Genomic DNA, 19,946 nt, shown 5'->3' with positions numbered 1-19,946 from the left:
TTGGCTCCGGCTCATCCGGTCGGAAAAGGAGGAGGAAATCGAAATGCTGGCGACAAAAACCCCTGAGATGGAAGCGGCGGTGGGGCGTCTGAAGCAACTCAGCGCGGACGAACGGACGCAGATGCTGTACGAGGCGCGCCAACTTTTTCTGATGGACGAGCAGGTGCGGCGGGCCGATGCCAGAGCGGAAGGCAGAGCAGAAGGCAAAGCGGAGGGCAGGGCAGAGGGTAAAGCGGAAGTGGCCCGCAATATGTTCGCCATGGGTTGGGATGCGGAGAAAATCGCCCAGGCGACGAACCTTCCCGTGAGTGATATACAAAAGCTCATTTCAAGCCTGACGGAAAAATAAAATAAGGGGGCGGCCTCCGCCCCCTTGACTTCCAATCAGTTTTCGTCCCTGGTGACGACCTCCCGGACGGGGACGTTACGGCGCGGCGGCGGCCACCACGTCGGCGAACCCCAACATCATGGCGAGGGGGATCGTCAGGACGATGGACAGCACCACTCTCTCGAACCATATGACGATGATGTCCCGCAGTTTAATCGGAATGTCCGTTCCCATAAGGCAGGGAATGCTCGCCGAGAAGAAAAGTATCTCGGAAATGCTCACCACGGCGATGACGAACCCCAGAAGGGGCGTCGCCTTTTTCGCGATCAGCAGCGCGGGAAGAAACATTTCCGGCAGGCTGATGGCCGCCGCTTTCCCCGCGAGGGCCGCGTCTGACACGCCGAACACCGAAAAGAAGGGATAGAACAGATAGCCGAACCAGTCGAACAGGGGCGTGTACTCGGCCAGGACGAGCCCCAGCAGCCCCACCGATGTTATGGACGGAATCACGGCGAAAGCCATGTTAAGCCCCGCTTTGAGGTTGTTGAAGGTCATTTTGGCAAGGGGTTCCGCCTGTTCGCCGACCTGTATCCCCGCCTCCCATGCGTGCCTGAAGCGATTGCCGGTATAGTCGGGATCGGGGTTCGGCTTGTCGCCGAAATAGGTGTTGGGGTACGAGCAGAGCGGCCAGATATAGGCCGTGATGGCCGTTACGACGAAGGTCACCAAAAGGCTGACCCAGAAATACAGAGTCCAGTGCTCCATAAGGTTCAAGGTCCTCGCGACGACCAGAAGAAACGTGGCGGAAACGGTGGAAAACCCTGTGGCGACGATGGCGGCCTCACGAACGGAGTATTTTCCCTGACGGTACATGTTGTTCGTGATGATCAGCGCGATGGAGTAACTGCCCACGAAAGAGGCCACCGCGTCGATGGCAGAGCGCCCCGGCGTGCGGAAACAGGGCCGCATGATGGGGGTCATGAGCACTCCCGTGAACTCCATCAGCCCGAAGCTGGCGAGAAACGCCAGAAAAACCGACCCGATGGGGATGACGAGGCCCACGGGCATGGCCAGTTTCTCGAACAGGAAAGGTCCGAAATCGGGACGCCAAAGCCATGCCAGATCGGGGAGCAATTTGAAATACAGAACCGTGCCGATGATCGCTCCGCAGACCTTGGCGAGGGAGAAAAAGATGGACATTCCGTCTTTGTTCCAGGTTCTGCGGATGAAAGGAAGCGCCGCCCCGCAGTACATAAGGATAAGGATATAAATTTTCGCGCCCTCCAGCCAGTTGGCCGTGATGAACGAAATGATGTGGTCCACCGGAATGGTTGAACGCCCGCCGATGGTAACGGGGCAAAAGAACATGAACACTCCGAACAGGCTGTAACCGAGAAACTTGATCAAACCTTTGCTGCTGCCTTGCACTTCATTACCGGCCATGATGCGATTTCCTCCTTTTGACCTTTTTCTGACCTTTCTTTGGCCTTTTACCAACCCTGTTTTAAAATGCCATTGCCGCAAAAATTCGCCCTCATTATATAACGAAAATTTACCTGAAATTAATGAAGAAAATAGACGTAATGCATTCCATGAAGGGATTTCAGGTCCTGTTTTGGTGAGCCTGCATTTCAGAATTTCAGTCGCATAACCGTATAATAGTGTAAAGAAAAGTACGAATCGCCAGCGAGAGGAGAATGCGCCATGACACTGGAGTACATGTGGAGTGTACTTGCCTTTTCTTTTGGAATGGCGGCTACGCCCGGTCCCAATAACACCATTATTTTTTCTTCCGGACTCAACTACGGCTTTTTTCCTTCTCTGTCTTACATGCTGGGGGTCACGGTGGGGTTGCCTCTGATGATCGTAGCTGTCGCCTGGGGGCTGGGGGAGTTTTTTGACGCTTTTCCGGCGATTTATGAAGGGGTTCGGTACACGGGAGCAGTATACATTCTCTATCTTTCCTGGAAAATCGCCACGGCGCGCCCCCCCGAAAAGGATGACACGAAAGAGGAATTTTCAGACAAACGAAATCATCGCCTCACCTTTTGGGACGCGGTTTTGCTTCAATGGACAAATCCCAAAGCCTGGATACTGGCGGTGACAGGCGTCGCCACGTATATTGGCGCGGACCTGCCCGCGGCAAAACTGGTTTTTTACTGTGGGGCCTTTGCCGTCATGAGCTTTCTCAGTCTTGCGGGCTGGTGCCTTGGAGGCGTGTTTTCAGGGCGTCTCATCCATTCGCCCCGACTTTACAGAATAATGAACGGGGTCATGGGCCTTTTACTGGCGGCTTCCGTCATTTCCTTATTTTAAATTCAGTTTTTAATGTAGATATGCTATCATATATTCGCTAAATGATCTAAATAAAATGAAAAAATAAATTTTTATTAATAATAATTCGTAACAAGACCATGTGGACAAGCCATTTCAAGCTGTTCTACATGGTCCTGTTAAGTTAAGTTCAAGTATCAGTTAAAAAAATACAGTGGAAACAAAGCAATAGCTTCTACGTAAGTAATCAGAAAAAGGGCCAAAATAAGAGCCAGCAGATAGGGAACAGACTCTTTGATGATTGGTTCCAATTTGATTCCGCTGATATTACAGGCTACGTATAGGCAAGCCCCCACTGGTGGAGTGGTTTGGCCAATGGCAAGATTCACGACCATAATAATCCCCGTAAGTATCGGAGGGACGCCGACGTTGGTCAATACCGGCAACAGTATGGGAGTCAGGAGAACGATAGCGGCTGATGGATTCAGGAAACAACCCGCAATGAGGAGAATAATATTGAAAAGCAGGAGCAGTACATACTTATTGTTTGTTACATTCAGAAAAAATTGTGCTATGGCCTGAGGAATTCTTTGGGAGGTTAGAATCCATCCGAAATAATTGGCAGTCGCCATGATGAACATGATAACCGCTGTAGCGCAGGCTGAATCGAAAAGAATTTTTGGAAGGTCGGAAAGTCGCATTTCTCTATAGATGCACAATCCCACGAAAAGTCCGTAAAAAACAGCTACAGCGGCAGCTTCAGTGGGAGTAAAGATGCCGGAGTAAATCCCACCCAGAATGATGCACGGCATCATAATGGCCCATAAACTGCTGAATACCGCTTTTTTGGGATGTTCATCGGCAGCTTCCTGGCTTTGTTCAGCCTGTTTGAGGCCATTCCGTTTCGCGTATAAATAAGCGATAAACATCATCGCCACTCCCATGAGAATGCCAGGAAAAAGGCCAGCAACAAACAACTGACTGATGGAAACATTGGCAAGAACTCCATAGATCACCATGGGGACACTGGGAGGAATGACCTGCCCTACCGTTCCTGCTGCCGCCACCGTTGCTGCCGCAAAGCTGCCTTTATAGCCCTGCCTGACCATCGACGGCAACATAACGGAGCCAATAGCGGCAGTCGTAGCAGGACTGGAACCTGATATGGCGGCAAAAATCATCGACGCAAAAATAGATACCATCGCCAACCCGCCTGTAACTTTACCCATGAACGCCATAGCGAAAGCGACCAACCGTTTCGAGATTCCCCCAACGCTCATAATGTTCCCCGCCAGAATAAAAAAAGGGATTGCCATCAAAGGAAAGGAATCTACTCCCTTGAACATCGTTTGCGTTCCGATGATCAGTGGAGTGCTGCCAGACAGTATGAGGGTGAATACTGCGGAAAAACCAAGGCAGACAGCGATGGGGACACCGATGATAAGCGCGAAAAAGAAGGAACAAAAGAGGATAAACGTCATTTTGCCTTCCCCCTCAAAGAAAGCAGATTTATTACACCTTCCGCAGCATAATAAAGCATCATGAAAAAACTCCCCACCGCTATACCCAAGTAAGGAAACAACATGGGAATTTCTGTTGCAGGAGAAAACTGAACCCATAATCTGGGAGACATGCTTATCGTGTAGCAGAACGTCACTGCAAAAAAGAACACCGTAACCATATTTGCGATGAATTGTAAAAATTTGTTCGCTGATCGCGGAAGGGCATTGCGCAACATTTCCATACCAATATGGTTTCCTCGCTTTGCGGCGGCTATGGATCCAAGGAAAGAAACCCACACGAAAAGATACCTTGCAGATTCTTCAGACCAGGAAAGAGGCGCTTCAAAGCAATAACGCCATATCACCTGCATAAAGATGATGACAGACATCGCTCCGAATAAAATGGATAACGTCCAAAGTAAAACTTTGTCCAATTTTTCAAAAAAATATTCCATGAATCGATCCAATGTAACCACCTCTTTCTGCAAAACACAAATGATCCAGGAAACTTTCGTATTGTGCAAAGGTTTCCTGGATCGTCTTGCATTATTTCACAGCAAGAATCTGTTCAATGATTGTACCAAAATCGCCCGCATAACTTTCATATACGGATTTTACTGCATCCCGAAATGCGTTCGGGTCCGGCGTAGTAACTGTGACTTTTTGTTCCCTGATTTGTTGTAGATAGTCCGATTCTACGTCCGTCGAGAGCTTTCTCTGAATATCTCCTGCTTCCTTTGCTGCTTTCAGAATCGCGTCTTTTTGCACCTGAGAAAAACCATCAAAAAGATCTTTTCTGATAAGCAGCGGTTCTGCCGCGTATATATGGTGGGTTATTGCGAAATAAGGTTGTACTTCATAGAGTTTATAGGCGATCATATGACCATTCGGATTTTCCTGTCCATCCACTGTTTTCAACTGCAAGGCAGCAAATAACTCACTAAAAGCCATCGGAGTGGGAATAGCTCCTAAAGCCTCGAAAGTAGCAATGTAGACTTTGCTCTCCGGAACTCGAATTTTCAGCCCTTTCAGATCCTCAGCAGAATTGATTGGCCTTTTGGAATTACTTATGTTTCTGAATCCATTATCCCAAAAGTAGAGAAGCTGTAAATTTTTGTTTTCTAATTTTTGCGCTAAAGTTTTACCAATTTCACCGTCCAAGACTTTGTATACAACATCCCGGTCCGGAAAAAGAAAAGGCATGTCCAGAACGCCGAAAGCCTTTTCAAAATTGGTAACAGCCATTGATGACTCCAATGCTATATCGATAGTCCCGAATTGTACAGCTTCCACGGCCTGTCTTCCTGAAGCCAGTTCGTTGTTGGGGAAAATGTCGATTTTAATTGTACCGTCTGAATACTTCTCGACGCGTTCCTTGAATTCCAACGCACCCTTGTGATAAGGATGCCCAATAGGGCCGGGATGATGCATTTTCAGGCTATACGTATTTTCCGCCGCAAAACCGTTTAAAGATGAAAAAAACAACACTAACGCCGCACACAGAAATCTGATTGCAAGTTTTTTCACTTTAAAATCCTCCTTATAAAATATATTATTGATCAATAACTGAGCCGTCTATGTGAAGTCTCGTTTCAATCTTTCTGCGGTCGAACGGAAATTTTTCCTCCGCTCCGGGAGCAAGCTCCACACCAATGCCGGGAGTGTCCGGAATGATGATGAATCCGTTTTCACACTTTAAAGTATTTTTTACTACATCTTTTTGGTGGAATTTGTCGCTGTGTTCCGCGCTGACTTTACCATCGACGAACCGTTCAGTTGCCGCTCCTCGATCGTCTCCGGGATATTCCTGCAGGGCAAAATTAGGGATACAGGCCGCGATTTGTATGCAGGCTGCTGTACTGACGGGGCTGAGTGGGTTGTGCGGCACGACTCCCACCTCGTTGGCTTCGGCAAGAGCTGCTATTTTTTTTGCTCCGGTGATTCCTCCACACATGCAAACATCGGGCCTGACGTAAGATACCGCGTTTCGACGCAACAACAATTCGAACTCCTGCGGGGTGTGAAATCGTTCTCCTGTGGCAATGGGAATATGAATTTTTTCGGCTATCGCTGCCATAGCGTCAAAATTATCCGGTGTAGTCGGATCTTCGAAAAAGTAAGGATGGTATTTTTCAATTCCACGCGCCAGGACTATGGCCTCGGCTGGTTTCAGCTGGCGGTGAATTTCGATACAGAGATCCACGGTGTCACCAACAGCTTCCCTGTATTGTCTTACCCGATCGATAGCACGTTCCATTTTCTGTACATGAGTCTCAAAATAGGGCTTACTGCGCGGTTCATCCAAAAAAGGAGTCAGGTGGCCAATAGCGGTAAAGCCTTTGTTCTTAGCGTCAATACAATTTTTGACGAGTTCCTCTGTATTTTGTCCCCCCACATGATAATAGACCCGCGCTTTATAACGGCATTTTCCGCCTAAAAGCTGATATACCGGCACTCCGAAATACTTCCCGGCAATATCCCAGAGTGCGATATCGATGGCGCTCAATGCTCCCATAATGGCCGCTCCTCTGAAATGATAAGCACGATACATGTACTGCCAGAGATGTTCGATCCTGAGGGGATTCTGACCTATCAGACATTGAGCGAAGGAATTAATGGCTTCCCGCGATGCGTCGAGGAATGCCCAAGTCCCGGATTCTCCCAACCCGACTATTCCTTCATCGGTATGGACCTCTGCAAACAAAAAACGATTGATACCTATTGCCTTAACATCTGTGATTTTCATATTATGACCTCCCTGTTCAAAAACATATATTGATGTTGTCAACGCCGTTATTGTCTTCTGCGCAGATCAACGTCCTTTCTTTATAAAAAATTGGTAGGAGGTAGGACCAATTTGTCCTGCGAAAAAAAGAGGTGCACAAACCTCCTTTTTACTTCAGTATCAATTTTACTCCTTTAAGGTGTTCTTTTGCAAGTTTTACAGCTTTGTCCGTTTGTCCCTTTTTTATAGCATTGAAAATATTTATGTGTTCTTTATGTCTGGCTGCAGCATTAAGAACTGTGGAACCATTTTTTTTCCAAAATTCTTTCCAGGCTAGACTGATATTGAAATAAAACCCATACAGCAAAGTATTTTCCGTCAATCTAACTAACTCCACTTCAAAATTCAGATTGGGGAGATCGCTGATATCTTCTGCTTTGTTTTTTTCGGCCTCTCTTAAAAGGAGAGTCTCCAATTCCGAATAGTCCGGACAGGGGTGTTGCATGGACAGCAATCCTACAGCATAAGGTTCCACCATTTCGCGGATTTGGAGCAGTTTTTCCAGAACTCTCCCGTCAAAAACCTGTTTTTCTACAATCAGTCCGCTGATGTCACTGACATAGGTACCTGCGCCATGGGATATGTGTATATATCCCTGCGATTGCATACTCTTTAACGCTTCTCTTATGGAGTTTCTGCTTACATCAAGCGTTTGAGCCAAATCTCTTTCGGAAGGCAGTTTATTTCCGGGATTCAGCTTGTTGGAGAGAATGTATTCTTTTATAAGATTGAGAATCGTATCATGAACAACGACTCTTTTTATCGGCGTAAGTTCCAAAGTATCGCTTCCTTTCTCGTTGAGATTTTTCTGCATAGAACAGTTGGGATATAAAAAGACAAGGTTTCCTTTTTCTGTCGATCAGACCTTTCATTTCCTTATTTTGACGCGCTGCCGACGCCCAACAGGCGGTACGCGGCGAGGCCGGCCAGCTCTCTCAGGGCCATGCAGGAATCGTAAAACGCCAGAGCGCTGACTCCCAGAATATTGACGGCAAAACGCCCCCGGGTGGAGCGCCATCCGGAGGGCCAGGGAAGAAGCTCCACGTCGGGCATTTGCCGCCTCGCCATCCAGAGCGTCCGACGCATGTGGAAAGCCGTGGTGGAAAGAACGACCCGCTTGAATCCCCGTTGCCTCACGATTTTCGCGGTCTCTCTCAGATTTTCCCAGGTGTTTCGGGAGCTCGCATCCACCAGCACTTCCCCTTCGAATCCCAGCCGTTTCGCCTCACCGCGGAGATAATCCTCGTACACCGAGGCGTCCCCTTCCTCCCAGGCCCCCGAATAGAGCAGAGGCCAGCCGCGGCTTTTGGCCGCCAGAATCCCCTCCGCCAAACGCTGAAAGGACTGAGCGGACAGTTCCACCTCCGTCCCGGCCTCCCCGGAAACGTCGAGAACGGGGTGCGTGTCGCCTCCGGCCAGGGCCAGAACCAGCGTTGGGGTTTCGTCTCGGGGCAGAGGCGGACGGCCCGTCTCCACCTGCCTCATCAGAAAATCCGACGTCACCGGCATGAACAGAGCGTACAACAGAACGAGGAGAAAAAGCGCAGCCCGACTTCGCCACTTTTCACCCCGGCTCCGCGCACCGAGAGCCTGCCACAGCAGAAGGGGAAACAGCAGAGCGAAAAAACACCCCGGAGGTGTCAAAAGCCCGCCGATCAGTTTATAAAGGAAAAAAACGACCCCGCCGTACACCTGAACCTCCCCTGTTCCGCCTCTGACTGACGCTCCGTGTAGTATATACCATGCCGATCAGAATATTTCGTACAAAATAAAAAACGAGCAGCGCGAAACAATCGGATTTACGTGATTGACACAGCTCCTTGCGTCAGAAAGAGCCTGACACATTTTTTCTGTCCGACATAAGCGAATACACGTGATTTTTTAAAGAAACAGCATAAGACTATAGTATTACATGGATTTAAAAAATATGCTACACTCCAGACAGTCTAATGTGCGCTTTGCCCTGTGGAACGCAAGTTCTGCTGTGGCGGGCCGTTATTTTTGTACACAAAAAACGCGAAATTCGACAAATGCGCCTGCATGTGCCTCCGCATTGTCAGAAGGAGGTGAGCGAAATGAAATATCGTATTCTGACCGCGTGTCTGGAACAGACGCAGAAGTTCGACACGGAAAACGCTTATCAAACTTATATTAAAGGGCTTGACCGCAAGCGTGTCAGGTACAGAATTCTCGATAAGCAAAACCAGTCCGACGGCAGCGTTGTCATAAAGATGCTCAGGGACTACAGCACGTATCCCACAGGCGATTATCTGAACTGACGTTCCAGGGGCCGAATGAAAGGAAGGCAAATGAAAGGAAGGTAAAAACAATGAGACGCATTCAATTCGCGTGTCTTCATCAGACGCTTCATTTTCAGCTTCGGGACGGATTTGCTCCGGAGCAGGCGGCAAAGAAAGCGAGGGAAGAATACGAAGACTATAAAAACTCCCTCGACTACAACCATACGAAGTACAAAATCCTCGACGAAAAAACGTGTGACAACGGCTCCATCATCGTCAGGATAAAAAAACAGCTCAACAGCTACGATGTAGGAAATTATTTGGATTGATGCCACACACAGTCATATGCTCTCGCCGGAGATGGGGCATATGACTTTTTTTTGGTAAAAGCCCGCGCAACCCGGCTGAAGACTTCAAAACCACAAACCTGCCGTATCCTCCGTGACGTTTGGCTTAACATAACTTTACACAAATAACTTAACACAAATAGATTAGACATCTCTATATCTCTGCTCTATAATGATCAAACAATCTTTTAACAAATTAATTTGATTATTTTCTGATAAAGAGGTGATCATAGGGGACGCTGAATCCTTTTCGGCGATATGTACAGGGGTGTTGACGGATGGTTTTTATGGTCTGAAATTGGGAAGATTATGATTGTCCCGAGGAGGGTGTTTATTCAAATGAAGAAGCTATATATTGTGCTGTCGATATGCGTTCTGCTGGCGGTTGCCGCAGGGGCGGCCTTTGCGCAGGGCGATACGCTTACGGTCATTATGGCCGCCGATTCCAAGAGCCTCGATCCTCACGCCGCTCCGGACCTGGCCTCCACCGGCGTTATGAACCAGATGATGGAGTCTCTGATCACGATTCGAGACGGCGAAATTGTTCCTCTGCTGGCGGAAAAGTACGAAAAGTTGGACGACCTGAACTATAAATTTTATCTCAGAAAGGGCGTCAAATTCCACAACGGCGAGGAACTGAAGGCCTCGGACGTGAAGTTCACCTTCACCCGCGCCGTGAACACGGGCAAGGTCATCGACTACGTGGTCCGCAACATCGACATCGACAAAATTCAGATCCTCGACGACTACACCATCATCGTCCCCTCGAAGACGCCGGACAGCAGCTTTCTGGCCTGCCTTTCCCACTACTGCGCCGGGGTCATTCTCAGCGAGAAGGCCGTGAAGGACGCCGGAGACAACGTGGGCACCCAGCCCGTGGGGACGGGCCCCTATCAGTTCGTGAGCTGGCAGAAGGGCAACCGCATCGTCCTCAAGGGCTTCGACGGCTACTGGGGCGACAAGGCGAAGACTCCGAACCTGATTTTCCGCACCATCACGGAGGGAACCAGCCGCTGCATCGAACTGGAGACCGGAGGCGCGGACGTGGCGCTGAACATTCTGCCCATCGATGTGGACAAGGTTTCGAACAACGCAAAACTCTCCCTTCTGAGAGTTCCCTCCCGCAGCGTCATGTACCTGGGCATGAACGTCTCCAACGAGCCTCTCAGCGACATCCGCGTGCGTAAGGCCATCAACCTGGCCGTGGACAACCGGCCCATCGTGAAAATAGCCTTCCGCAACGTGGGACAGCCTCCAAGAGGTCCCGTGCCGCCCACCATCAAGTATTACGACACCAGTCTGCCGGAAATTCTGCCGGACGTGGAGAAGGCCAAAGCCCTTCTTGCGGAGGCCGGCTATAAGGACGGCATGAAGCTGGAGCTCTGGTGCCGCGACGACAAAACCTACACGGACACGGCGACCATCATTCAGAGCCAGCTCAAAAAGGTGGGAATCGACATCTCCATTCAGGTCATGGAGTGGGGCGCGTTCCTCGAAAAGCTGAAACAGCGGGAACAGCAGCTCTACCTGCAGGCATGGAACTCGGTCATCGCCGACCCGGACTACAGCCTGTTCGGGGTGTTCCACTCCTCCCAGAAGCTGACGGGGCTCAACCGAGGCGTCTACGGAAATCCGGAGGTGGACAAGCTGCTGGAGGAGGGCAAGCGCGTCAACGACGGCCCTGAACGCGAGGCGATCTACCACAAGCTGCAGCACATGATTCTGGACGACGCCGCCTGGGGATACCTGCACGTCAACGACCTTCTGATCGGAATGCAGAAAAACGTCAAAGGCTTCATCTTCGAGCCCTCCGGAAATCATCAGTACTATCAGACTTATTTCGAATAGAATATAAATTCCGGTGACTCTCAGGGGGGCAAAGGTTTGCAGACCGGCTCCGTCCCCCTGAGCCCTGCCCTTGAGCTTTGATTAATTCCTGTCATTTTCGCGGAGGTGACGCCTGTGTGGAGGTATGTGCTTCGCAGAGTTTTGTATCTTCTGCCGGTTTTCGTCGGCATCAGCTTTTTTGTCTTTCTCATGCTGCATCTGACGCCCGGCGACCCCGCCAAGATGATTCTGGGGGACACCGCCACCGAAGAAAGCGTGCAGGAACTTCGCAGAGAAATGGGGCTGAACGATCCCTTTCTGCTCCAATACTGGCGTTACATCAAAAATGCCATCGCCGGCAACATCGGAAGGTCCTACATCACAAAAAGCAGCGTCGCCCACGAGGTGATGCAGGCCTTCCCCGCCACGGTGAAACTGGCGCTTTTTTCCATCGTGCTGGCGATAGCCATCGGGGTTCCTCTTGGGGTCATCTCCGCCATTCGTCAGTACTCTTTGATGGATAACCTGGCCATGGGATTTGCGCTGGTGGGTATTTCCATGCCGGTGTTCTGGCTGGGGCTTCTGCTGATTCTCCTTTTCAGCGTGCACCTGGGCTGGTTTCCGGCGTCGGGATTCGATCGTTTCCGCCAGATGATCCTTCCGGCCGTGACGCTTTCCACGCCCTCTCTGGCCATTATCTCCCGAATGTCCCGCTCCAGTATGCTGGAGGTCATCCGTCAGGACTACATCCGGACGGCCCGGGCCAAGGGGCAGACGGAGTTCCGGGTCATTCGGGACCACGCCCTGAACAACGCGCTCATCCCCATCGTGACCATCATTGGACTTCAGTTCGGCGGCCTTCTGGAGGGAGCCGTGGTGACGGAGGCGGTTTTCGCCGTTCCGGGCATCGGCAGCCTTCTGGTGGAGGCCATCAAGACGCGGGATTATCCCATGGTGCTGGGGGGCGTGCTCTTCATCGGCATCGTGTTCAGTCTGGTGAACCTGGTGGTGGACGTTTTGTACGCCTGGATCGATCCGCGTATCAAGGCGCAGTATCAGGAGAGGGGGTAGCGGACCGTGAGCGACCTCGGAAAAAAGAAGTACGGCGGTCTGTGGGCGCGTTTTCGCAAAAACCGCATGGCCCTGTTTGGAGGGATCATGATCACGGGGCTGGCGGTGGTGGCCGTGTTCGCCCCCTGGATTGCCCCGTTCCCCTACGACGAACAGGACTTCATGGTGGCGCAGGAGCCGCCCTCCAGGGACCACTGGTTCGGCACGGACGAATTTGGGCGGGACATCTTCAGCCGCATCGTCTACGCGTCCCGAATTTCGCTGGAGGTGGGGTTCATCGCCGTGAGCATCGGCATGTTCGTGGGGGGGATGCTGGGGTCCATCGCCGGGTACTACGGGCAGAGGCTCGACAACATGATCATGCGCGCCATGGATATTCTGCTGGCGGTGCCCTCCACGATTCTGGCCATCGCCATCGCGGCCACCCTGGGACCGGGGCTTTTCAACCTCATGCTGGCCGTGGGAATTTCCACCATCCCCCGTTACGCGCGGATCGTGCGGGCCTCCGTCCTGTCCATCCGACACCTGGAGTTCATTGAGGCGGCGAAGGCCGTGGGGTCCAGCGACCTGCGCATTATCGCGAAGCACATTCTCCCCAACTGTCTGGCTCCGGTGATCGTTCAGGCGACGCTGGGAGTGGCCTCGGCCATCCTGAACACGGCGGGGCTTTCCTTCATCGGGCTGGGCATTCAGCCCCCGACTCCGGAATGGGGAGCCATGCTGTCCGGGGCCCGAACCTACATTCGGGACTACCCCTACATGATGATTTCCCCGGGGCTGGCCATTATGATAACGGTGCTGGCGCTGAATTTCCTGGGCGACGGCCTTCGGGACGCGCTGGACCCGAAGCTGAAACGATAAGGCTCCGGCGGAATCTGCGCAAAACGCGAAAAAAGAGGAAGGGCCGATTGAACAATGCTGACGGAACGGGAAAAGGAATTTTTGGCGCGGCTGGATCGCGAAACTTTGATGTCCCACCTGCGGAATATCGCGTCGTTCAATCGGCGCAGTGACGGAGAGGGAGAGCGACAGGCGCGAGGGTACATTCTGGAGCGGCTGAAACAGGAGGGAATTTCCTGCGGCGAAAGCTCCGAACCGGGCATTCTGAGCTTTGGAAGGGAAGCGTCCGTTCGAACCCATCCGTCGAAATCTTTTCCGCAGGGCCAGACGTTCACGGCGAAATCCTGGAATTTCTCGGTCTCCGCGGATTCCCGTCCGGCGACGGGAACCGCTGTGGTTCTGACCGAAGGACCCTCCGGCATTCTGGACTTGCTGTCCTCCATGAAACCCGCCGGTCAAAACCGGGACCTTGCGGGGCGTGTGGTTCTGTCCCGCTTTTTTTCGCCTCCCAGAATTTTGGACGCGGCCGCCCGGGGGGCAGTCGCCTTTGTTATCTGCTGGCCCCGGGGGGACGAAAAGGAAATTCACCACAGCGGCGCCGTCATGTGGTGGGGAACGCCAAACCCCGAAGAAAGCGCGTGGGCGCCGTCCATTCCGGTGGTGGGCGTCAACGGGATCGACGGAAACAGGCTCATTGAGGCGGTGGAAAAAGAGGGAGAGGGAGAAATTGTCCTCGAAGTTTCCTCCGACTGCAGAGAAGCGGTGACGCCGGTTTATCGCGTGGAGGCCGAAATTCCCTCCACGGAGGGGGATCCGCACTTCATCCTCCTGGGGGCGCATCTCGACAGCAAATATCTCGGGGCCACGGACAACGCCACGGGCGCGGCTCTGCTCCTGTCCCTGGCGGAAGCGGTCTCCCGGCTGAAGTACAGAAAATGGGGCGTCAAAATGTGCTGGTGGTCGGGGCACGAGTTCGGACGATACACGGGGTCCTCCATCTACGCCAGAGATTGCTTCGACGAGCTGGAGGAATATTGCATCGCCTGCGCGAACGCCGATATGCCCGGCATGAAGGACGCGAACAACTGGACCTCCATCACGGCCGGACCCGACCTCTTCGACCTGGCGGCCGGGGCCGTTCTGGACGTGACGGGGCAGAAGGGCGTTCCCTCCGGACGCGTTCGATCCTGGGATCAGTCTTTTCAGAATCTGGGCATTTCCACTCTGTTCGCCTGGAGTTCTCTCCTGGCTCCGGACAGCCCCTGTCGCACGGGGCGGGGGAATATGCCCTGGTGGTGGCACACGGAAGCGGACACTCTGGAGTTCTGCGATCCCGACGTGTTTGAAACGGACGCGAAGCTCTACATGACCGGCCTCTTCCGCCTCATCGCCTCCGGGGAGGAAAATAAAAACCAACCCTTTCAGGTGGAAAAACTCTGGAAGGCCGTCGACGAACGTCTTGCGCAGCTTCAGGGGGAACTGTCCGGGGCAGCGGACCTCTCCGGCGTTCGGGAACGTCTCGGCGAGGGGCTGCGGGAGTGGAGGAAAAGGGAGCGTTCTCCCGAAGAGTCTCTGCGAGCGGTTCGTCTGCTCAACCGCATGTGGTATTCCGCACGGGCTTCCTTTCTGCAGGACTGGGGAGACGGCAGCGAGTTTGTCCCAGGGCTTTCGGAGGCGGCTTCCCTGCTGCGCAGTGGAATTTCAAAAACGGATGTCCGCAAAACGACGATCGTCGTCAACTACGCCAAAACTCAGAGAAACAGACTTCGAATGCTCGCGGAAGGTCTGAAGCGCCTCGCCGCGGAGCGCCCTTCAGTCAGCACGTCGCCCTCGGGGTGAAACATGGGCGGTTGTTCCACGCCGCGCATGGCCCCGACAGGGAAGCTCTGACGGAAAGGGATCAATGATGGCGTACAGCGAGCTCATAAAAAATTTCGACCGTATCCGCGATTTTCTGCGCGAGTTTTTCGTGTACGGGTTCAGGAACCGCGGCGAGTACGACGCGAAAAGCGGCAGAACGTACGACGACGAGCGCCGGCGCATGGAAAGCTGGCTGGGAAGCTACATGTCCTTCCGTCGGGAAGCGTCCGGCAAGAACGTATTCATCTCCATCGACAGCCGCTCGATTCGCCGCAACCCCCTTTACAACGCCTTCAAGGCCAAAAGTTTCACCGCAAACGACCTCGTTCTCCATTTTTATATCCTGGACATTCTCGCGGACGGGGGAAGGATGTCGGTGCGGGAGATTCTCGAAAAAATCGACGGCGAATACCTGTCGCGGGTCAAAACGCCGCTTGAGTTCGACGAGTCCACGGTTCGCAAAAAACTCAAAGAATACGAAAGTTTGGGACTTCTGTGCTCCGAAAAATCAGGGAAACAGGTGCTGTACGCCAGATCCGACCGATCGTCCGTTGACGGAACGAATGAGTTCAACGACCGGAGTTGGAAGGAGGCCGCCGCGTTTTTCTCCGAGGCCGACCCTCTGGGGGTGATCGGCTCCACACTGTTGGACAGGGACAAATCGCCGCCGGACTATTTCGGCTTCAAGCACCATTACATTCTTCACGCCATGGAGAGCGAAATCCTGTACGGTCTGCTGGATGCCATCCACAGGCGGTTCCGCGTGGAGCTGAAGATTTTCAGTCCCCGCCGCGGGGAGCCCTCGTCTCACATCGTCGTCCCGCTGAAGATTTACATTTCCGCGCAGAACGGCAGGCGCTACCTGCTGGCTTACAACGCCCGCTTCAAACGGCATATTTTTTACCGTCTGGACAGCGTCAGAACCCTTGTTTTAAAGGAGCCCGAACCCGCCTTCGAGAGATACGAAAAATCGGCGGAGGCCTTCAGAAAGACTTTGTGGGGTGTCGCCGCTCCGAAACGGGACTCGTTCGATCACGTCGAGATGGACGTCCGCGTGAAGAAAGGCGAGCAGCACATCATCGGCCGCCTGAATCGGGAAAAGCGCGGCGGGAGCGTCTGTGTTCTGAACGGTGACGATGGTGAAAAACTCTGTCGATTTTCGGCGGACGTGAAGGACGCCGCGGAAATGCTTCCCTGGCTCCGAACCTTCATCGGGCGCATCGCCGATCTGCGTTGCAGCGAAGATCCCGTCATAAAGACGTTCCGCGAGGACATTCGGGCGATGGAGAAGATGTACGGGGTGAACGACGATGCTGTTCTCTGAAATTTACGGAAGTTATTTCAGCGTCCTTGCCGCCGTGCTGGAAGAAGCCGTGTCCGGAACCCTGACTCCGGAGCGAAGGGACGCAATCGCGGGAGAAAAAGCCTTTGCGGAAAGCGCGCTCCGCATCGTCTCCGCTCTGGAAACCGGCGAGTGGCCGCTGCTGGATGAACGGTTGCGCACTCCCGTGAAACATATCCCCACGATGCCGCTCACGACCCTGCAAAAGCGTTGGATGAAGGCGCTCCTCTCCGACCCGCGGATTCGCCTGTTCGAGCCCCCGACCACCGGGCTGGAGGACGTGGAACCCCTGTACGACCCGGACGTGTTCGTGTACTTCGACCGCTACGAAGACGGCGACCCTTACGGGGACGAGAGATATATCCGGCATTTCCGCACAATTCTGACAGCGCTGCGGGAGGGGAGAAAGCTGAAAATCCGCTTCCTTGGCGGCAAGGGGCGTAAACACATCTGGACATGCGTCCCTCACAGGCTGGAATACTCCTCGAAGGACGACAAGTTTCGGCTCGTGATTACGTCCTTCCCAAACGCGTCCTACATCAACGTCGCGAGAATCACGTCCTGCGCGCTTCTGGAGCCTTACACTCCCGAAGAACACGGAGAGCCGGTACGCGAAACCAAAACGCTGACGCTGGAGCTCATCGACGAGCGCAACGCGCTGGAGCGGGCGATGCTCCACTTCTCCCATTTAGAAAAGGAAACCAGGCGTCTGGACGAGAAACGCTACGCCATCACCCTGCGCTACGACCGCGACGACGAGATCGAAATGCTCATCAGGGTCCTGTCTTTCGGCCCCATGCTGCGAGTGACGTCCCCCGAAAGCTTCATTGAGAAGATACGCGAAAGGCTGAAAAAGCAGAGATCTTTAAATAAAGAAGCTAAATTATTCGACGACAGCCAGAAACGCGTCAGTTTATAAGCGCCTGAATTTTTTCCACGGGCAAACCGGCGCTCTTCGCGATAATATCCGGTGGAACACCATCAGCCAACAGATTTTTTGCCATTTCTTCCTTGCCGCGCTGTTCACCACGCTGTTCACCGCGTTTTTCCGCCATTCTCTCTTCTACTTTTTTAAGAAACGGTTCGTACACGAGTTTTCCCTCCCTGTCCAGTTCCTGGCGGTACTCCCAATATTGTGCCTCCAAAAGCTCGTCATTCAAATATATTATACGCATGATGAAAAGCATGAGATCACGCTTTTTATCCCTGTCCCAACCGCGCTCGGCAAGAAGACCGGTCAGTGTACGCAGATAATTGTACTTTTGGAGCTCCTCTTTGACCCGCAGCGAGACTTTGGCCGCATAAAGCGCGAGGTCGAAAGGATTGTCGCTCGCCAGGAGCTCTTCGTCGTCCAACTCCGCCAGCACAAGACTATTATAACGGTAAAGGTTCTCTGTGCCAAAATGGCTGTGTTCGTAAAATCGCGGTTCATTTTGATGTTTGTCCGTGATGATCACAAGCGCCACAGGATGCCGCCGAAAATGGCCGTAGATCAGACACTGATAATGGAACATCCGCTCGGCGATGCTTCCTCCGCCCGGTCCCTGCGCCTCGATATGCAGGAGAATCCATTCAGCATCCCCGTTCTTCAGCGGAACTTCGATGATATAGTCCGCGAAATACGGGCTCGTATGGATTTCCGGGTCTCCCGTGTTCAGGATGTCCCTGAATTCCTTGTCGAGAAAACGGGGAGCCCGTTTTATGTCAACGACCGCGTAAAGTTCCGGCAGGGCTCTGTTCAGCAGATCGCAGAAGAATTTTTCTATGAGGTCCTTCCACAAACCGTCATGGTCAAAGCGCACTTTCTTGTCGGATTTACTTTTGACAGCCGAACTTTGAATCGTTGTCTTTTTCCTGTTCGCCATCCAGGGCAAACCTCCTTTGTCATCAGCCGCATTATAGCGACAATCTCAAAACACCGGCTCCGCTTTATGACTGAAGGCGTTTTGATGAATGAGACCGAAGCAGTCTTCAGAAGGTATCTCGGTGACATATCCCCGTTCCACTTCACGACCAATGACAGTGTTGGGAATTTTCGAGTGGCATAAAATCAATCTCGCAACTTTTTTTCCATGATTTTTTCGCGACGCTTCTCTATTATCTTTTGCGTTCATGATGAAAATTCTCGGCTCGGAACGTTACGCAAAAATCGCGGCCTGACCATCAAAGCCGCGGGAACGGAGGACAGGGGATAATCCATGATTGAAATTCAGGGCGCGCACAACACGGCGGTCTGTTACTGTTCTGCTCTGGATGAAATCGCGGCGGCGCAGATCAGGGCGGTGTGCGATCAGGAAGAATTCGCGGGCTGCAAAATCAGGATCATGCCCGACGTTCACGCCGGCAGAGGGTGCACCATCGGAACCACCATGACCCTTCGGGACAGGGTCGTGCCCGGCATGGTGGGCGTGGACATCGGCTGCGGCATGGAAACGACGAAGCTGGCGGAAAGAAAGATCGACTGTCAGGCTCTCGACAGACTGGTACGCCAAAAGATACCGTCCGGCAGGGACGTCCGTAAAGAGCCTCATCTTCTGAACGCGGAAATCGACCTGTCCGAACTCCGCTGCGCGGCCCGGGTCAACCTGGAGCGGGCCCGCCGGAGCATCGGCACTCTGGGCGGCGGCAATCACTTCATCGAAGTGGACCGGGGAACGGACGGCGCGTTGTACCTCGTCGTCCACTCCGGCAGCCGGCATATTGGCACCGAGGTGGCGGGCTATTATCAGGACGAGGGTCTGGGCGCTTTGCACGGCGCCGCCGCGTTCCAGATCGACGAGACCATCGCCAGGCTGAAAGCGGAAGGCCGCGAGAGGGAAATTCAGAAAACCGTGAAGGAAATGAAAAAACGGCGCGAACGGCTGACCCCCTCCGCGCCCAAAGACCTGGCTTACGTGGAGGGTCGGCTGTTCGAGGATTACATCCACGACATGAAGATCATTCAACGGTTCGCCGGGCTCAACCGCAGGGCCATGACCGCCGAGATCCTCCGGGGAATGGGCTGGACCCCGGAGGAGACTTTCGCCACAGTACACAACTACATCGACACGGAAGCGATGATTTTGCGCAAAGGAGCCGTGTCGGCGAAGAAGGGCGAAAAACTGCTGATCCCCATCAACATGCGTTACGGCAGCCTGATCTGCGTCGGAAAGGGCAACTCCGACTGGAACGAGTCGGCCCCCCACGGCGCGGGACGCATGATGAGCCGCAAAAAAGCGTTCGCAACCCTGTCCATGGACGAGTACAAAGCGAGCATGGACGGCGTGTTTTCCACCTGCGTCGTCCGCGACACGCTGGACGAGTCGCCCATGGCGTACAAAGACGCCAGCGAAATCATCAGACAAATTGAACCCACGGCGGAAATCCTGGGCCGCATCGAGCCGGTCTACAATTTCAAGACGGCGGAGTGAGCGACGGCCGTTCTTTTCATAAAACTCTGATTCTCCAAAAAGGTTCTCTCAAAAATCGAACATCTGCTCAATGTTTGCCCTTTCCTTATATAAGCAGAATATTTCTTTCAGTTTTGGAAC

The 19,946-nt window shown here is 52.9% G+C and carries 20 protein-coding genes; 11 read left to right on the top strand and 9 right to left on the bottom strand.

The genetic code is table 11. The features are described from left to right. Window positions 1-349, top strand: a 349-nt coding sequence (locus LBR61_05690) for an Rpn family recombination-promoting nuclease/putative transposase (protein MDR1731569.1), incomplete at its 5' end; no start/stop codon positions are given. A gap of 75 nt (window positions 350-424) precedes the next feature. Here LBR61_05690 and LBR61_05685 read toward each other — a convergent pair. Next, window positions 425-1,771, bottom strand: coding sequence for a YjiH family protein (locus LBR61_05685; protein ID MDR1731568.1), 1,347 nt, complete (start codon window positions 1,769-1,771; stop codon window positions 425-427). A gap of 261 nt (window positions 1,772-2,032) precedes the next feature. Between LBR61_05685 and LBR61_05680 the strand changes: the two genes are divergently transcribed. Beyond that, window positions 2,033-2,644: a LysE family translocator gene (locus LBR61_05680; GenBank protein ID MDR1731567.1), complete on the top strand. Its 612-nt coding sequence runs from the start codon at window positions 2,033-2,035 to the stop codon at window positions 2,642-2,644. A 155-nt stretch (window positions 2,645-2,799) separates the two neighbouring features. Here LBR61_05680 and LBR61_05675 read toward each other — a convergent pair whose 3' ends face one another. The 6 genes from LBR61_05675 to LBR61_05650 form a co-directional block, all read right to left on the bottom strand. Continuing rightward, the gene (locus LBR61_05675; protein ID MDR1731566.1) at window positions 2,800-4,083 is read right to left on the bottom strand and encodes a TRAP transporter large permease; all 1,284 of its coding nucleotides are present in this window, start codon (window positions 4,081-4,083) and stop codon (window positions 2,800-2,802) included. Then, window positions 4,080-4,571: a TRAP transporter small permease gene (locus tag LBR61_05670; GenBank protein ID MDR1731565.1), complete on the bottom strand. Its 492-nt coding sequence runs from the start codon at window positions 4,569-4,571 to the stop codon at window positions 4,080-4,082. Before LBR61_05670 ends, LBR61_05675 begins: the two co-directional genes overlap by 4 nt. Before the next feature lie 79 nt (window positions 4,572-4,650). Next, window positions 4,651-5,631 carry a TRAP transporter substrate-binding protein gene (locus tag LBR61_05665; GenBank protein ID MDR1731564.1) on the bottom strand — a complete coding sequence of 327 codons (981 nt, stop codon included), beginning with the start codon at window positions 5,629-5,631 and terminating at the stop codon, window positions 4,651-4,653. Window positions 5,632-5,656: 25 nt separating this feature from the next. Further along, the gene (locus tag LBR61_05660; GenBank protein ID MDR1731563.1) at window positions 5,657-6,850 is read right to left on the bottom strand and encodes a mandelate racemase/muconate lactonizing enzyme family protein; all 1,194 of its coding nucleotides are present in this window, start codon (window positions 6,848-6,850) and stop codon (window positions 5,657-5,659) included. A 148-nt stretch (window positions 6,851-6,998) separates the two neighbouring features. Then, window positions 6,999-7,667 (bottom strand): FadR family transcriptional regulator, encoded by a 669-nt coding sequence (locus LBR61_05655; protein ID MDR1731562.1) that lies wholly within the window; start codon window positions 7,665-7,667, stop codon window positions 6,999-7,001. 98 nt (window positions 7,668-7,765) lie between these two features. Then, on the bottom strand, window positions 7,766-8,581 hold the full coding sequence (locus LBR61_05650) for a YdcF family protein (GenBank protein ID MDR1731561.1): 816 nt from the start codon (window positions 8,579-8,581) through the stop codon (window positions 7,766-7,768). Window positions 8,582-8,964: 383 nt separating this feature from the next. On the opposite strand from LBR61_05650, the gene LBR61_05645 reads away from it, so the two are divergent. The 8 genes from LBR61_05645 to LBR61_05610 all read left to right on the top strand — a co-directional run bounded on the left by LBR61_05645 (window position 8,965) and on the right by LBR61_05610 (window position 17,335). Next, complete coding sequence (locus tag LBR61_05645) at window positions 8,965-9,168, top strand: hypothetical protein (protein ID MDR1731560.1); 204 nt, start codon at window positions 8,965-8,967, stop codon at window positions 9,166-9,168. 50 nt (window positions 9,169-9,218) lie between these two features. Beyond that, window positions 9,219-9,458, top strand: a complete 240-nt coding sequence (locus LBR61_05640) for a hypothetical protein (GenBank protein ID MDR1731559.1) — start codon at window positions 9,219-9,221, stop codon at window positions 9,456-9,458. A gap of 357 nt (window positions 9,459-9,815) precedes the next feature. Next, complete coding sequence (locus LBR61_05635) at window positions 9,816-11,324, top strand: ABC transporter substrate-binding protein (GenBank protein ID MDR1731558.1); 1,509 nt, start codon at window positions 9,816-9,818, stop codon at window positions 11,322-11,324. A 114-nt stretch (window positions 11,325-11,438) separates the two neighbouring features. Then, on the top strand, window positions 11,439-12,374 hold the full coding sequence (locus LBR61_05630) for an ABC transporter permease (protein MDR1731557.1): 936 nt from the start codon (window positions 11,439-11,441) through the stop codon (window positions 12,372-12,374). A 6-nt stretch (window positions 12,375-12,380) separates the two neighbouring features. Then, window positions 12,381-13,235: an ABC transporter permease gene (locus tag LBR61_05625; protein MDR1731556.1), complete on the top strand. Its 855-nt coding sequence runs from the start codon at window positions 12,381-12,383 to the stop codon at window positions 13,233-13,235. A 54-nt stretch (window positions 13,236-13,289) separates the two neighbouring features. After that, complete coding sequence (locus tag LBR61_05620) at window positions 13,290-15,053, top strand: M28 family peptidase (protein ID MDR1731555.1); 1,764 nt, start codon at window positions 13,290-13,292, stop codon at window positions 15,051-15,053. Window positions 15,054-15,117: 64 nt separating this feature from the next. Beyond that, window positions 15,118-16,398, top strand: coding sequence for a WYL domain-containing transcriptional regulator (locus LBR61_05615; protein MDR1731554.1), 1,281 nt, complete (start codon window positions 15,118-15,120; stop codon window positions 16,396-16,398). Further along, window positions 16,385-17,335 (top strand): WYL domain-containing protein, encoded by a 951-nt coding sequence (locus tag LBR61_05610; GenBank protein MDR1731553.1) that lies wholly within the window; start codon window positions 16,385-16,387, stop codon window positions 17,333-17,335. The genes LBR61_05615 and LBR61_05610 overlap by 14 nt, the downstream gene beginning before the upstream one ends. On the opposite strand, the gene LBR61_05605 is transcribed toward LBR61_05610, so the two are convergent. Both LBR61_05605 and LBR61_05600 read right to left on the bottom strand, forming a co-directional pair. Continuing rightward, complete coding sequence (locus tag LBR61_05605; protein ID MDR1731552.1) at window positions 17,325-18,281, bottom strand: hypothetical protein; 957 nt, start codon at window positions 18,279-18,281, stop codon at window positions 17,325-17,327. The two genes, LBR61_05610 and LBR61_05605, sit on opposite strands and share 11 nt — an antisense overlap. Before the next feature lie 45 nt (window positions 18,282-18,326). Continuing rightward, window positions 18,327-18,530, bottom strand: coding sequence for a hypothetical protein (locus LBR61_05600; protein ID MDR1731551.1), 204 nt, complete (start codon window positions 18,528-18,530; stop codon window positions 18,327-18,329). A gap of 84 nt (window positions 18,531-18,614) precedes the next feature. On the opposite strand from LBR61_05600, the gene LBR61_05595 reads away from it, so the two are divergent. Continuing rightward, window positions 18,615-19,826 carry an RtcB family protein gene (locus LBR61_05595; GenBank protein ID MDR1731550.1) on the top strand — a complete coding sequence of 404 codons (1,212 nt, stop codon included), beginning with the start codon at window positions 18,615-18,617 and terminating at the stop codon, window positions 19,824-19,826. Window positions 19,827-19,946 lie beyond the last annotated feature (120 nt).

The organism is Synergistaceae bacterium (assembly GCA_031272035.1).
Lineage (GTDB): Bacteria > Synergistota > Synergistia > Synergistales > Aminobacteriaceae > JAISSA01.
The sequence above is the reverse complement of the archived record's forward strand: the minus strand, read 5'-3'. Positions and strand labels throughout refer to the sequence as shown.